The sequence below is a fragment of the Candidatus Limnocylindrales bacterium genome (assembly GCA_035626395.1).
Taxonomy (GTDB): domain Bacteria; phylum Desulfobacterota; class Binatia; order UBA1149; family CAITLU01; genus DASPNH01.
Genome location: DASPNR010000031.1, coordinates 283,649 through 296,609, shown reverse-complemented (window position 1 = coordinate 296,609; position 12,961 = coordinate 283,649). Strand labels below are relative to the sequence as shown.

The following is a 12,961-nucleotide window of genomic DNA, read 5'->3' as shown; positions in this document are numbered from 1 at the left end:
GTCGTCTGCGGTCATGCCGGACGCGTTCGACAAGCGGGACCGGCATCGGGATATAGGGCCATGGCCCAGGTTCGCGCGATCTTTCACCGCAACAAGTCCGTCAGCATCTATCCCGTCGAGGGCGATCGCTTCCTGATCGAGGCAATTCTGCAGGACGAGGTCCACGACGTGCACGTCGAGGTCGAGATCCTTCACCCTTCGCTCGAGATCGTCGCCGCACGCAGCGAGGTCCGCAACGGGCCGTTCACCAACGTCTGCAACATGACGCGCCCCAACGTGGAGCGCCTCGTGGGAATGCGCGTGGGGCGCGGCTTTACGCTGGAGGCGCGAAAGGCGGTCGGCGGCGGCGGCGGCTGCCACCGCGTCTCCGAACTCGTGGTCGAGATCGCGCAGGCGGCGTACCAGCTCCACTTCGTGCGCTTCTTCTCGCAGGTGCCCAAGGAGCAGCGCGAGCGCGCCGACGTGCCCATCGATCGCTGGCGCGCCGTCAACGCCGCCATTCCGGGCATGCGCAACACCTGCTTCACCTATAGCGACGAGCGCGAGAGCCTGATCGCCGAGAAGGCCGAGCCGCTCGTCCTGCGCGATCCGGAAATGCCGGTGCGCGAGGTCTGAGTTGGCCGTCCTGTCGGCCTGCATGGCAGCGGCGCTGTCGCTGCTGCTCGTCGCCGCGGCGTGCGCGGCGCCGGAGGCAGACCCGGCGCCCCTGCCGAAGCAGCCGCCGCTGCTCATGCGCCCGATCCTGCCCGCCGACCGCAGCAGCCCCCGCAGGCTGCTGGTCGATCAGCTGCATGGCGCTGTGGCGGCGGGAAGCTACGATGCGGCGGCTCGCATCAACGCGGTGCTCGGGCAGGAGGCTTACGTGCGAGCACGGCGGGTTCTCGATGCGTGGGAGACGCTGCGCGGTCCTGCCACAGGCCTGATCCCGAAGTCTCCGGTCGCGCACATGCGCTACTGGAACTCCGAGGACGTTGGGGCCGATCTCTTCCCGTATCTGCTGTACGCGGCGCACGAGCTCGACGCCGGCGGCGTGCAGCCGTGGCTGGACACCATGGCCGCCGAGCGCCGCATCTGCGGCCGCCTGCCGTGCCAGATCGCGCTGCCGTCGGGCATTCGAATCGAGCGCCGGCTGGAGGCGGACATCTTCGGTGCGGTCGAGTACAGCAAGGACGGCCTGCTCGCGGTCGCCGAGCGGCTCGGGCGCGGGCCGTGGCTGGACCGGATGATCGAAGACATCGATGCGGTCCTCGAGGCCGCGCCGGTCGAGACGCCGCGCGGCCGGCTCGCCAGCGACGGCACCGAAGTCAACGGCGAACTGCTCATCGTGCTGTCGCGGCTGTGGCTCGCCACCCGCGACGAGAAATACATCGCGGCGGCCGAGCGCATCGCCGACGCGTATCTGTTCGACGTCATGCCCAAGAACCACGGACTGCCTGCCAGGCTGTGGCACTTCCCGACGATGAGGCCGGCCAGCGCCGAGTTCCGGCTGCGCGATCACGGCTCGGAACTGGTGCCGGGCCTCGGCGAGCTCTACCTGGTCGAAAAGCTGTCGGGCCGAGCCGCGGCGCAGCGCTACCGCGAGCCGATCCGGCACTTTCTCGACGCGGTGCTGCGTCTGCCGCGCACGAGCGACGGCATGTTCCACGACTCCTACGATGCCGCTTCGCGCAACCCCATCGATGCCGACGTTGCCGACACCTGGGGATATGTGCTCACCGGCTACCACGCCTTCGATCTGGCCGAGGGAACCGACGTGTACGGCGCGGAGATCGAGCGCATCATGCGCGCCGCCGCCACGCGGCGGTCGTTCGAATGGGAATGGCGATACATGGACGGCTACGCCGACACGCTCGAGTCGATGCTGTACATGCTGCCGTTCCGCCCCATTGCCGAATGCATGCGCTGGGTCGACGACGAGATCGAGGTCCTGTTCGGCAAGCAGCACGATGACGGCTTCGTCGAGCGCTGGTACCTGGACGGCAACTTCATCCGCACCGCGATGCTGTATGCACACTACAAGTCCCTCGGCGTGCGCGCCGTGCCGTGGAACGAGGACGTGGCCGTGGGCGCCTCGATGAATCCGCAGACGCGTGAGTTGTTCGTGCACGTCCAGGCGGGCAGGCCGTGGTCGGGGCGAATCGTCTTGGACGTCCCGCGTCACGCGCGGACGTGGAATCTGCCGAAGGAGTACCCGCGGCTGAACGGCCTTCCGCAGTGGTTCGTGGTCGAGACGGAGCGCTCTTACCTCGTCACCGACGCGGCAACCGGCACGAGCGTGACGCGCTCGGCGAAAGAGCTCGAAGCGGGGTTGGACGTGAGCCTGCCCGCTCCGGCGGCGGTGCGCCTGCGCATCCAACCGCAGGGCTGAGACGGAAACTTTGCTGGCGCTGGCGGGCGCAACGTCGCTGCCGCCGGCCCGGCCCCTGGCACCGCCGGCCCAGCGCTATGCGCCGGGCACCTTCTGGAAGACCGGCACGCCTTCGGGAATGTGATGGAAGCTCTGCCTGTCGATGGTCCAGATGACCATCTGTGGTCCGGTAAAGACGCTCGGATCATCGAGCGTACCGATCTTGATGAGCACGGCGCCGGGAAGACCGGGCGGGCGCGAGGTGAGGTGCGTGCCGCACTCGGCGCAGAACTCGCGCGTGACGGGGTTTGCGAGGTCGCTGCGGCGGAAAGGCTTTCCCTCGCCCCTGGTCCAGGCAAATCCCGACTCCGGCATGCCGAGGATGACGTTGGGATGCCCGCCGCTGATGTACTGGCACTCCCGACAGTGGCACTGGCCGCTGAACATCGCATCGCCGGTGGCGCGGTAACGGACTGCGCCGCAGTAACAGCCGCCTTCGAGCTCCATGGGCTCCTCCTGTTCTGGCTCGGCACCCGGACGCGAAAAGCTCCTACGGACAGGCCGGACAATCCAGCGCCACCTCGCTGCCGACGGCTGCCTTGAGCGCGGCGAGCGAATCGGTAGCCGTCACCGACATCGAATCGTTGATGTCGCACACGCAGAGGCTGCAGCACTGGGTTCCGACCGCCGTCTGCAGGATCATCAGCGAATCGCTCGCATTGACCACGCGAGGCTGCGGCTGTCCCGCGACCAGGCGCGGATCGGCGCAGGCCGAGCCGGTCGACAGCGCGATCGTGCCGGGAAGGCCGTCGCCCGCCAGCGCTCCGCCCGCGCCGCCCGGTGCGACCGTCTCGGCGCTCAGCGCCGCCAACGGCGCGGCCACGCATTGGTCGGCATCCACCTCGACACGCAACCGTCCGCCGCCACCACCGCCGGCGCCCGGCTCGGCGCCGTCACCACCTGCCACGGAGAACGAGCCTCCGGTCGTGCACGCATGAGTGGCGGCGCGGATGTTGATCGTTCCGCCCGAGCCGCCGCCCGTTATCCGGTTGCCACCGCCGCCGCCGTCCTCGCCGCGCGCCGTAATGGCGCCGTCGTTGGTGAGCGCTCCGCTGATGCGAAGCTCGACGAGCCCGCCGCCGGCGCCTCCGTCGTCCGTTGCCGCTCCGGTGTTGCCGGCGGAAGCACCGAACAGGCGCGGGTCGGGAATTGCCTCGAAGCTGTCGCCGCCCGCGCCGACCACGCCGGCGCCGCCCTTGCCGCCGTGTCCGCCGCCACCGGAGCCGCCAAAGTCGTTGCCCGCTCCGCCGGCGCCGCGTTGGCCACGCTGGCACACGTTGGTGCAGTCGGGCGCCATGCCGGCGCTGCTGACTCCGCTGAACTGTGCATCGCAACCCTTCTCGTCGGCAGAGACGAGCGAGGTGGCGTCCACGCCGAGGCTCGAAAGATTCAGCCAGCGCGGGTTGCCGCGTACCGACGTGCCGTTGGTCAGCGAGAGGTCGATGGCGGCATCGATGTCGATACGGCCTTCGCGGGCGCCGTCGACGGTGACGCCCGACCAGGTCTGATCGTCATCGTCAGCGATCTCGATGGTGAGGTCGGTGGCGCGCCGCGTGTTGGAGATTGTCGAGTCGTTGCCGACGATGAAGTCGCCCGCTGCCTGCAGAAACAATGCGCCGTGCACCTCGATCATCGACTCCGGGCTCAGCTCGAGCGCCGACTCGCCGTCGCTCTGCACGATGCCGAAGGAGCCGATGCTGGCAGGACAGCGGAGGCTGCCGCCGAACGTGAGTGTCGCTGCATGGATCGACGGCGTAGCATCGGCTGTGATGGATTCGTCGCAGTACTGATTCGTGGCCGAGGGCGTGCTCGTCCACTGGCTGGCCATGTGATCGTGATCCGTGAACGTGAAGCCGTGGAAGATCGTGACGATCCCGTCCTGCACGTCATGGACGTAGACGGTTCCGTTCGCGCCGGCATCGAGGCCGGTACCGCCCGAGACGTCGAAATCGCCGGCATCGAAGTCGAACGTCGAGGATTCGAACGCGATCGCAATCCTGCCGCCGCCGCCGCCTCCGCCCACGGTGACCGCTGCGGCCCCGTCGCCCCCGCTGGCTTCGAAGGTTCCGGTGGTGCCGCCGAGCTCCACCACTTCAATGTAGATGGAGCCGCCCGCACCGCCTCCGGTCGTTCGGTTTCCCACGCCTCCGCCGGCACCGCCATGGGCGCTGATGACGCCGTCATGCACGAGACTATGAGCGAGGATTCGCACGACGCCGCCGCCGGGACCGCCCGGCTCAATCGCTGCACCCGTCCTGCCGCCCGAGGCGCCGAAGAACACCGGCTCGGTTGCCGAGTCGTAGGTTGCGCCGCCGCTGCCGATTCCGCCGTTGCCGCCGCGACCGCCGTGCCCGCCGCCACCCGAGCCGCCGAAGTCGTTCCCGCTGCCGCCGGCGCCGGGACCGCCGGTGATGCAGAGGTTGTTTACGTCGGGACCCTGGCCAGGCGTGCCGGCGTCGGGACGGCAGCCGAGCCCGTCGGCGCGGATCGCGCCGCCCGCCTGAATGGTCAGGTCGTCGAGAATGAGGGCGGCGATGCTGCCGCTTCCCGGATCGCCGTCGAGCTCGAGAAGGCCGCCGGCGGTGATGAGGAAGTCGAGCGAAGAGCAGTCGTAGGGGTCGGCCGCCGCAGGTACGGCGCTGGAGGATTCGGCGGTGATGGCGATGACGCCGTTGATGCTGGAGTCCTTGTCGAAGATCCCGTCGCCATCGGTGGCGAAGCATGGCGCGGCGTGTGCGGCCGGCGCGCTCTGGAAGATGCAGATGGCGGCGGCGATGGCGAGCGGCCAGGAAAGCCGAGGTCGTGGCATGGGTCCCTCCTGTCCCTGAGCGAGCGGCGAGAAACGATCGTAGGCCCCGCGTGCGCCAGCCAACAAGAGGCTTGGGCGCACAATCGCGCGGCTGCGCGGCACGCGCCGGCAGCGCTACACGGAGGAATGCGAAAGCCCCGCCGTGATTCTCGGCGAGGCGGGACGCACGGTCACGGCCGGACCGGCGCGCGCTGCGGCCGCCAGTGCGTGCCGGTGACGTAGCCGGCAAACTTCTGACGGAAGCTCATCGGCCGCGGCTGGCAGATCGGCGGACGCGAGGTCGCGTGCAGCCCCGACTCGATCGTCCCGTCGCGCAGCAGCGGCTCCATGCAGCCGGCCTGCACGAGCGTACGCTCGACCTGCGCGCGCGCGGCCTCGGGAAGCGCTGCGTAATGACGCTGCAACTCCTGCCTGCACCAGACACGGTACTGCACGACGGGAAGGTTTCGGTAGGTGACGCCCTGCACCGTGACATCGAAGCGGCGGCAGTTCTCTCTCCAGGCCTTCGCGTTGGCGTGCAGGTAGGGCAGGTAGGTTTCGCCGATGTCCTTCAGCAGCGGCGTCCATCCCTCGGGAAGCATTCCCGGCGCCGCATGCTCACCCGTCAGCGTCGACGCGCGCGACGACCACAGACGACCGAGCCAGGCGTAAACGTTCGGAGCGCGCTCGTGCATGATGCGACTCGGCGTCGGATCCTGACTGAAGTGTCGAAACATCGAGGCGAAGAAGCCGAAGTCGGCCAGGCAGGGCTTGTCGCCGAGCAGGAACGCCTGGCGTGAGAGGATCGCTTCGAGGCGCTCGAGCGCCGTCCGATAGGTCTGCTCGACGTGCGCTCTCGTCTCGGCCGTCACACCGTCGCCGGCGACGTACAGGCGGTACTGACGACGCTGGGCCATCACCGACATGATCGCCTTGGGCATCAGCCAGTCCTTGAGGAACGTATCGGAGAAGCGGGCGCCGAGCGCGCGGGCGTCCTCGGAATAGGACCAGCGATAGTGGAGCGCCGGCCGCCACAGCCACTCGTCGGCGTAGTCCTCGAGCAGGCGGCAGAAGAAGGCCTGGTAGGGATCGTCGGGCAGCACCGGTCCCTGCGGGAAGCGCTGCTCGAACCACTCGATCATCGGAGTGCTGTCGGTCATCCACTGGCCATCGGGCGTGCGGATGGCGGGAACCTGCATGCGGCCGGTGTTGGGGTAGACGACGTTGGCCAGCTCCCACCACTGCGGCTCCACGTCGACGTGCGGGATCTCCTTGTAGCGCAGGTAGGCCTGCATTTTCCCGCTATAGTAGGAGCACCAGAGCATGAAGTGGGTGTAGGGGGCGGCGGTCGTGTTCATGCCGGCACCATAGCGGAATGGGACGCGGGTCGCTTGGCCTTGCGGGTCAAAGATGAGGCGGGCCGGGCCGTGCCCGAAACTCTCTTGGCGCCACGCCGGTCCACCGCTTGAACGCCCGCGTAAAGCTGCTCTGGTCCGAAAACCCCAGCCGAAACGTCACCTCGCAAACCGAGAGTCCCCCGTCGCGCAGATACTCCTCGGCAAGCTCGCGTCGCGTCTCGTCCAGCAGGTGCTGGTACGTCGTTCGCTCGTCCTTGAGCCGGCGCTGCAGCGTCTTCTCGCTCATCGCCAGCACGCGCGCAAGATCGGCGCGGCCGGGCTCTCCCGATGGCAAGCGTGCGATCAGCTCCGCGCGCACGCGTTCGGCGATGGATGCATCGTCGCTGCGCGCGATCTGCTCGAGCATGATGCGATCGGTCTGGCCCGCCAGAACGGCATTGCCCATCGGCAGAGGCCGGCGCGCGTCCTCGAGACCCACCATCAATGAGTTCTCGCCCGCCCCGAACTCCACGGGCACGCCGAAGAAGCGCTCGAACTCGGCGGCCATCTCCGGCGTGGCGCGCCGCCGCAGGCGAATCTGGCGTGGCTTGATCTGGCGGCCTGTCAGCAGATCGCCCATCTTGCGTGAGGCCGCCATGAACAAATCGATGTCCTCGTCCACCTGCGGCATGCCGCGGCGAAACGTGAGGGTCTGGCGGATGCCTTCGCGCGTCTCATCGACGGTGACGTCGGCGGCGTTGCTGACGATGCGCGAGTAGCGCGCTGCGCGCACCAGCGCATCCTCCAGCGTCACGCTGGCCAGCAGCGCGAGGCCGAGGTTGTGGAACGTCGCCGGCTGCACGTACTCGGCGGCATGAATGCCGAGGCACCGGTCGCCCGTGGCCTGCACGGCCAGGCGCCAGAGGCGCGCCATTTGTGCGACGGAATAGCGGCCGTTGGGGTCGCCGAGGATGGCCGGATCCATGCCGGCCTGGCGAAACAGCTCGGCGCTGTCGATGCCGCGAGCCTCCAGCGTGCGCGCGACGACGATGGCCCAGGTATTCAGTGTGCTGCCCGGAGCTGGCATGTTGCGCGCGCAGCCATACCAGCTGGCCGCCGGCGACCAAAAGTTGACCCGCGCAGCCAGGACCGCCGGCATGCGCGCCGCTAAGCTGCGGCGCTCGCAAAGGAATCCTGTGAACCAGCCTTACGAAATCATCGGCGCCAACCCCTCCCCTTTTTCGCGGAAGCTGCGTGCGATCCTGCGCTACCGCCGATTGCCGCACGTCTGGCGGCTGCGAGGACCCGACATGGGCCCGGCCATCGAAGCGGTCCGTCCGCGTCTCATTCCGATCCTCGGCATTCCGGCAGATGACGGCTCGATGCGATATGCCGTCGACACGACTCCCCTGGCGCACGAGCTCGAAGCGCGCCATCCCGGCGCTCGCAGCATCGTTCCACCCGATCCCGCTGCCGCTTTCCTCTGTCACCTCATCGAAGACATGGCCGACGAGTGGTTCATGCAGGCGATGTATTATTTTCGATGGGTCGAGGACGACACTGGCCGTTTCGCGGCCCGCTGGATCATTCGGGAACGTGCGGGTGACGTGGACGCGCCGACCCGCGAAATGCTCGAGCGCGAGGTCTTCACGCGCCAGCGCGGGCGTATGGACATCGTCTGCGGCGGTGCGAGCAACGGCGCCATCATCGAGTCCCACTACCGCGAGCTGCTGCGCATGCTCGCGCCGCTGGCGACGCAGTCGCGATATCTGTTCGGCACGCGGCCGTCGCTGGCCGACTTCGCGCTTTACGGACAGCTGAGCGAGCTGGTCACCGACCCGCTTCCGCAGCGCATCGCGCGCGAGATCGCGCCCAGCGTCGAGCTGTGGGTGATGCAGCTCGATGATGCATCCGGCGTCGAAGGCGAGTGGGTTTTCAACGATGAGGTCGCGACCGAAACGCGCCGCTCGTTGCTGCGGCTGGCAGCGCGCGGCTACTTCCCCTTCATGGCAGCGAACGCGGCGGCCGTTGCGGCAAGCCGCGAGACGTTCGAAGCGGAAGTCGACGGGCACGCCTATCGGCGCAGCGCCTACGGGTATCAGGCGCGCTGTTCTCGCGAGCTTCTCGCTCACTGGCAGGCGCTGTCGATTTCCGACCGTGGTGAGCTCGAGGCGCTGCTGGGTGAAACCGGATGTCTGCGATACCTCAACGTCGCCGCGTGATGGTCATTGACGCTGATCGCATCGAATCCGCGTAGTTTTCAAGCGTCCGAGCCAGAACAGGACGGAGAGCGGTCGCGACAGAGGCCCCTCCATGAGCCACCTGCCGCCGGCATCCTCTGCCGATCGGCTCTCTCGAGAGAAAACTCGCGAGAGGGACGAACATGGAAACCAAAACAACTGGCGCCGGCCCCGGCGTCCACGTCTTCGATCAGAGCCTGCAGACGGCGAACACCTGGATCCACGAAATCATGACCGAGCTGCACTCGGAGAACGCGCAGGAGGCGCTGCAGGCGCTGCGCGCGGTTCTTCACCTGCTGCGAGACCGGCTCCCGGCCGCCGAAGCCGTGCATCTGGGCGGTCAGCTCCCGCTGCTCGTGGCGGGCCTGTACTTCAACGGCTTCCAGCTCCGCGACAAGCCGATCAAGTACGACCGCAACGAGTTTCTCCAGCAGATCGCTCAGAACCTTTCCGCCAATAACGTCCGCAACCCCGACCCGATGCGCTACATGTACGCCGTCGTCCGCGTGATCACCAGACGCATCTCCCAGGGCCAGTCGCAGCAGATCGAGGGCTCGCTGCCCGAGGATCTGCGACAGCTCTGGAGGATGTTCGAGCAGGGGCAGATGCCGGCCGCCGCGGCGTAGATCCATGCGCCGAAGGCTGCACGGCAGCACCAGCCTCGACCCGGCGGCCGCACGACATCGGCGGTACGCCGGCGGCCGCAACGCTGCCACCGAATCGGTGGCAACGCTGCGGCCAAGACGCGCCGCCGCGGCTCAGCGGCGGCGGCCCTCTGCGCGCGCTGTTTCGTAGACGGCGAGGTCGCATTCGCTGAACAGCACCATCCGCACTTCATCGAAGGATTCGGGGTGCGTGCGCAGCTCTTCCTGGATGGTCGAGACGGCCACTGCAGCGGCCTGCCGAATGGGATAGCCGTAGACACCGGTGCTGATCGAAGGGAAGGCCACCGTTCGATACCCGCGCTCGGCGGCCAGCGCCAGCGCGTTGCGGTAGCATGCGGCGAGCTGCTGCGGTTCGCCGCTCATCCCGCCTCGCCACACCGGTCCGACCGTGTGAATGACGGCGCGCGCCGGCAGGCGCCCCGCAGTGGTATGCACTGCGCTTCCGGTGGGACAGCCGCCGAGGTCGTGACGGATGCGTTCGCACTCGGCCATGATCTCCGGCCCGCCGGCACGATGAATGGCGCCGTCGACGCCGCCGCCGCCCACCAACGCTTCATTGGCGGCGTTGACGATGGCATCGACCTGTTGCTGCGTGATGTCGCCGTGAACGAAGGTGAGCCTGGCCATGGCTTCGCTCTCCGACGAAAACGTTAGTCGTGTCCGAGCCGGCATAGGAAGCAGGATCGCCACATGCACCCGGTCGTGGCAATGTGCACGCCGTGCCGTCCGTGTGTGCCGCGCAATATGCCTTGCGTAACGCGCCCCCCGTGCAGTTGCTGAGCGGCGACGACTGCCTCGCCCGAGTTGAGCTCGAGCGCGACTTCGCATTGCTCGCCGCAGCCGGATCGGGGGCGACGACGCGCGTGTGGCAGACGTCGCAGATGGCGGTGGTGCTCGGGGTCAGCCTGCGCGTCGATCGCGAGGTCGATCTCGATGGATGTCGTGACGAAGGCGTGGCGGTGCTGCGACGATCGAGCGGAGGCGGCGCCGTCGTCGTCGGCGAAGGAACCCTGCAGTACGCGTTCGTGCTTCCCTACGAGCACGACGCAGAGCTCGCGACCATCCCCGGGTCCAAGCGTTTCTGCAATCGGATCACGATGGCCGCGCTGGCCGCGGCCGGTGCCGCCACCGATCTGCGTGCCGACGAGAGCGGCGATCTGTGCTGGAGCGATCGCAAGGTGGCCGGCGTCGCGCTCAAGCGCAGCCGCCACGCGATGCTGCTGCACGGGACCATCCTTCTGGAAGCCGACCTCGACCGTATCCACAGACTGCTTCGCCACCCCGAGCGTGAGCCTGCGTACCGCGCCGGCCGCTCGCACCGCGATTTCCTGGCCAACCTCGGGCCGATCGACGTACAGCGCTTCGCCGCGGGGCTGGCAACCGGTGTCGGCGCGCCGCAGCCGTAGCGGCGTCTCTAGGACATCTCGGCCAGGGACGCCTGCGCCTGCTCCCAGCGCAGCATGAGCTCTTCGAGCTTGTTCTTGTCGTCGGTGTAGGCAGCCAGCAGCGTGCCGTAACGCGAATGGTCGGCGTAGACGGCCGGATCGGACAGCTCGCGGCTGCGCTCTTCCTGCGCCTTCTCGATGGCGGCGATGCGCGCCTCGTAGTCGGCGATCCTTCGCTCGAGCTCTCGCGCCTTGTTCTTCTGCGGCCGCGCCGCTTCGGCTCGAGCCTGCGCATGCGGCGTCTGTGCGCTGCGCTGCGCGCCAGCCGGATGCGGCGTTTGCCCAGCGCCGGGCGCGGTCGGCGCGCCGCGCGCCTTGCTGTCACGGGATTTGCGCGCGGCCTGGCTGCCATTGCCTGCCACGGTCTCGACGGGACGGTCGATCACGTCGGCCGTCACCGGGCGACCCGCACCGTCCTTGTCCGCGCGACGGCGGGCCTGCGCCAGGTGATAGAGGAACTCGTCGAGCGTCCCCGGGAACTCCTCGATGGTGCCGTCGTGTACGTGCCAGATGCGCGTGGCCAGGCGCCGAACGAACGTGCGGTTGTGGCTGACGAACGCGATCGTGCCGTCGTACGTGCTCAGTGCATCCGCCAGCGCCTCCGAGGATTCGAGATCGAGGTGGTTGGTGGGCTCGTCCATGAGAAGCAGGTTGCCCGGATCGACCATCAGGCGCGCCAGTGCCACGCGCGCCTTCTCCCCGCCCGACAGCACGCGGATCCCCTTTTCGACGTCGTCGTCCGAGAACAGGAAGGTGCCCAGCACGTTGCGCACCTGCGTGATGTCGTCGTACGCGCTGTGCTGCCAGACTTCGTCGAAGATCGTGTTGCGCACGTCCAGCTTCTCGGTGACGTGCTGGGCGTAGTAGCCGGGCTTGACGTTGTGGCCGAGCTTCACCTCGCCGCGCGTTGTCGCCATCTCCCCCGCGAGGATCTTGAGCAGCGTCGTCTTGCCTGCACCGTTGGGGCCGATGATGGCGACCTTGTCGCCGCGACGGATGGTGGCCGAGACTCCATCGAACACGTGTTGGCTGCCGTAGGCATGCCCCAGGTCCTTGATCGTGACGACGTCGATGCCCGAGCGCTGGCAGGGAGGGAAGCGGAAGCTCAGGCTGCGTTCCTCGCTCAGCGTGACCACGTCGTCGAGCTTGTCGAGCGCGCGGATGCGGCTCTGCACCGCGCGCGCCTTGGTCGCCTGCGCGCGGAAGCGGCGGATGAAGCGCTCGGCCTGCTCGCGCTGGCGTGCGAGATTGGCGGCGCGCCGCTCCAGAACCTCGGCCTCCTCGGCGCGCTGGCGGCGGTAGTCCTCGTAATTGCCCGCGTACTGGCGCACCCCTTCGGGCTCGTAGGAAACGACGCGGTTGATCTGCTCGTTGAGGAAATCGCGGTCGTGGCAGACCAGCACCAGCGCGTTGCGGAAGCGCTTCAGAAAATCTGCCAGCCAGCCGATGGTCGTCACATCCAAGTGGTTGGTCGGCTCATCCAGCATCAGAAGGTCGGGCTTCTGGAACAGAAGCGAGGCCATCACCGCCCGCATCTTCCAGCCGCCACTGAACTCCGACAGATCGCGCTGCGCATCGCCAGGGCGGAAGCCGAGTCCGTCGAGGATGGCGTGTGCCTCGTGCGGGGAGAAGTTGCCGTCGAAGTGGAGGAGGTCGTCGTGGAGCGTGGCGAGCTTCTCGGACAGCTCCATCTGCTCGGACTCGGTCTGCGCCTCCGCCAGCTCCTGCTCGACGACCTCCAGGGCCTGCTCGAGCTGGATGCGGCCCGGCACGCTCGCCAGCACCGAATCGATCAGGCTGCGGCCGCCGGCCACATCCACTTCCTGGGGGAGATAGCCGGTGCGCATCGCGTTGGCGGTGCGCACGGCGCCTGAGTCCGGCTCCTGCTGACGCGCAAGGATGCGCAGCAGGCACGTCTTTCCCGAGCCGTTGCGGCCGACCAGGCCGACGCGATCCTCTTCTCCGATCCGCAGATTGAGGCCCGACAGAATGGAGCGACCGCCGAAGGCGAGGTCGCAGCTCTCCAGAACGATCAACGACACGGGACCGTCCCTTGTAGAGAGGCGAAGCGTGCCGAGC

11 protein-coding genes are annotated in these 12,961 nt (G+C 68.1%); 5 read left to right on the top strand and 6 right to left on the bottom strand.

Annotation, left to right across the window (positions count from 1 at the left end; translation table 11 throughout):
• Nucleotides 1-60 precede the first annotated feature (60 nt).
• Nucleotides 61-615 (top strand): DUF2889 domain-containing protein, encoded by a 555-nt coding sequence (locus tag VEC57_12810; protein HYC00006.1) that lies wholly within the window; start codon nucleotides 61-63, stop codon nucleotides 613-615.
• Nucleotide 616: 1 nt separating this feature from the next.
• Complete coding sequence (locus tag VEC57_12805) at nucleotides 617-2,368, top strand: hypothetical protein (protein ID HYC00005.1); 1,752 nt, start codon at nucleotides 617-619, stop codon at nucleotides 2,366-2,368.
• Nucleotides 2,369-2,443: 75 nt separating this feature from the next.
• On the opposite strand, the gene VEC57_12800 is transcribed toward VEC57_12805, so the two are convergent.
• The 4 genes from VEC57_12800 to VEC57_12785 form a co-directional block, all read right to left on the bottom strand.
• Nucleotides 2,444-2,854: a GFA family protein gene (locus tag VEC57_12800; GenBank protein ID HYC00004.1), complete on the bottom strand. Its 411-nt coding sequence runs from the start codon at nucleotides 2,852-2,854 to the stop codon at nucleotides 2,444-2,446.
• Nucleotides 2,855-2,897: 43 nt separating this feature from the next.
• Complete coding sequence (locus VEC57_12795) at nucleotides 2,898-5,216, bottom strand: hypothetical protein (GenBank protein ID HYC00003.1); 2,319 nt, start codon at nucleotides 5,214-5,216, stop codon at nucleotides 2,898-2,900.
• A 170-nt stretch (nucleotides 5,217-5,386) separates the two neighbouring features.
• Nucleotides 5,387-6,553 carry a glutathione S-transferase family protein gene (locus tag VEC57_12790; GenBank protein ID HYC00002.1) on the bottom strand — a complete coding sequence of 389 codons (1,167 nt, stop codon included), beginning with the start codon at nucleotides 6,551-6,553 and terminating at the stop codon, nucleotides 5,387-5,389.
• A gap of 46 nt (nucleotides 6,554-6,599) precedes the next feature.
• Nucleotides 6,600-7,691: an AraC family transcriptional regulator gene (locus VEC57_12785; GenBank protein HYC00001.1), complete on the bottom strand. Its 1,092-nt coding sequence runs from the start codon at nucleotides 7,689-7,691 to the stop codon at nucleotides 6,600-6,602.
• A 37-nt stretch (nucleotides 7,692-7,728) separates the two neighbouring features.
• Between VEC57_12785 and VEC57_12780 the strand changes: the two genes are divergently transcribed.
• Both VEC57_12780 and VEC57_12775 read left to right on the top strand, forming a co-directional pair.
• Nucleotides 7,729-8,754, top strand: coding sequence for a glutathione S-transferase N-terminal domain-containing protein (locus VEC57_12780; GenBank protein HYB99999.1), 1,026 nt, complete (start codon nucleotides 7,729-7,731; stop codon nucleotides 8,752-8,754).
• Nucleotides 8,755-8,915: 161 nt separating this feature from the next.
• A complete protein-coding gene (locus VEC57_12775; protein HYB99998.1) occupies nucleotides 8,916-9,398 on the top strand; it encodes a DUF2267 domain-containing protein in 483 nt (160 codons plus the stop codon).
• 132 nt (nucleotides 9,399-9,530) lie between these two features.
• Here the strand turns inward: VEC57_12775 and VEC57_12770 are convergent, their stop codons facing one another.
• Nucleotides 9,531-10,064: an O-acetyl-ADP-ribose deacetylase gene (locus VEC57_12770; protein ID HYB99997.1), complete on the bottom strand. Its 534-nt coding sequence runs from the start codon at nucleotides 10,062-10,064 to the stop codon at nucleotides 9,531-9,533.
• 140 nt (nucleotides 10,065-10,204) lie between these two features.
• Between VEC57_12770 and VEC57_12765 the strand changes: the two genes are divergently transcribed.
• On the top strand, nucleotides 10,205-10,843 hold the full coding sequence (locus VEC57_12765) for a hypothetical protein (protein HYB99996.1): 639 nt from the start codon (nucleotides 10,205-10,207) through the stop codon (nucleotides 10,841-10,843).
• Between the two features lie 8 nt (nucleotides 10,844-10,851).
• Here VEC57_12765 and VEC57_12760 read toward each other — a convergent pair whose 3' ends face one another.
• Complete coding sequence (locus tag VEC57_12760) at nucleotides 10,852-12,924, bottom strand: ABC-F family ATP-binding cassette domain-containing protein (protein HYB99995.1); 2,073 nt, start codon at nucleotides 12,922-12,924, stop codon at nucleotides 10,852-10,854.
• Nucleotides 12,925-12,961 lie beyond the last annotated feature (37 nt).

Bases quoted from the DNA above. Each gene is read 5' to 3' on its own strand.
- VEC57_12810 (HYC00006.1), top strand. From the start codon at position 61: ATGGCCCAGGTTCGCGCGATCTTTCACCGCAACAAGTCCGTCAGCATC.
- VEC57_12800 (HYC00004.1), bottom strand. From the start codon at position 2,854: ATGGAGCTCGAAGGCGGCTGTTACTGCGGCGCAGTCCGTTACCGCGCC.
- VEC57_12795 (HYC00003.1), bottom strand. From the start codon at position 5,216: ATGCCACGACCTCGGCTTTCCTGGCCGCTCGCCATCGCCGCCGCCATC.
- VEC57_12790 (HYC00002.1), bottom strand. From the start codon at position 6,553: ATGAACACGACCGCCGCCCCCTACACCCACTTCATGCTCTGGTGCTCC.
- VEC57_12785 (HYC00001.1), bottom strand. From the start codon at position 7,691: ATGCCGGCGGTCCTGGCTGCGCGGGTCAACTTTTGGTCGCCGGCGGCC.
- VEC57_12775 (HYB99998.1), top strand. From the start codon at position 8,916: ATGGAAACCAAAACAACTGGCGCCGGCCCCGGCGTCCACGTCTTCGAT.
- VEC57_12770 (HYB99997.1), bottom strand. From the start codon at position 10,064: ATGGCCAGGCTCACCTTCGTTCACGGCGACATCACGCAGCAACAGGTC.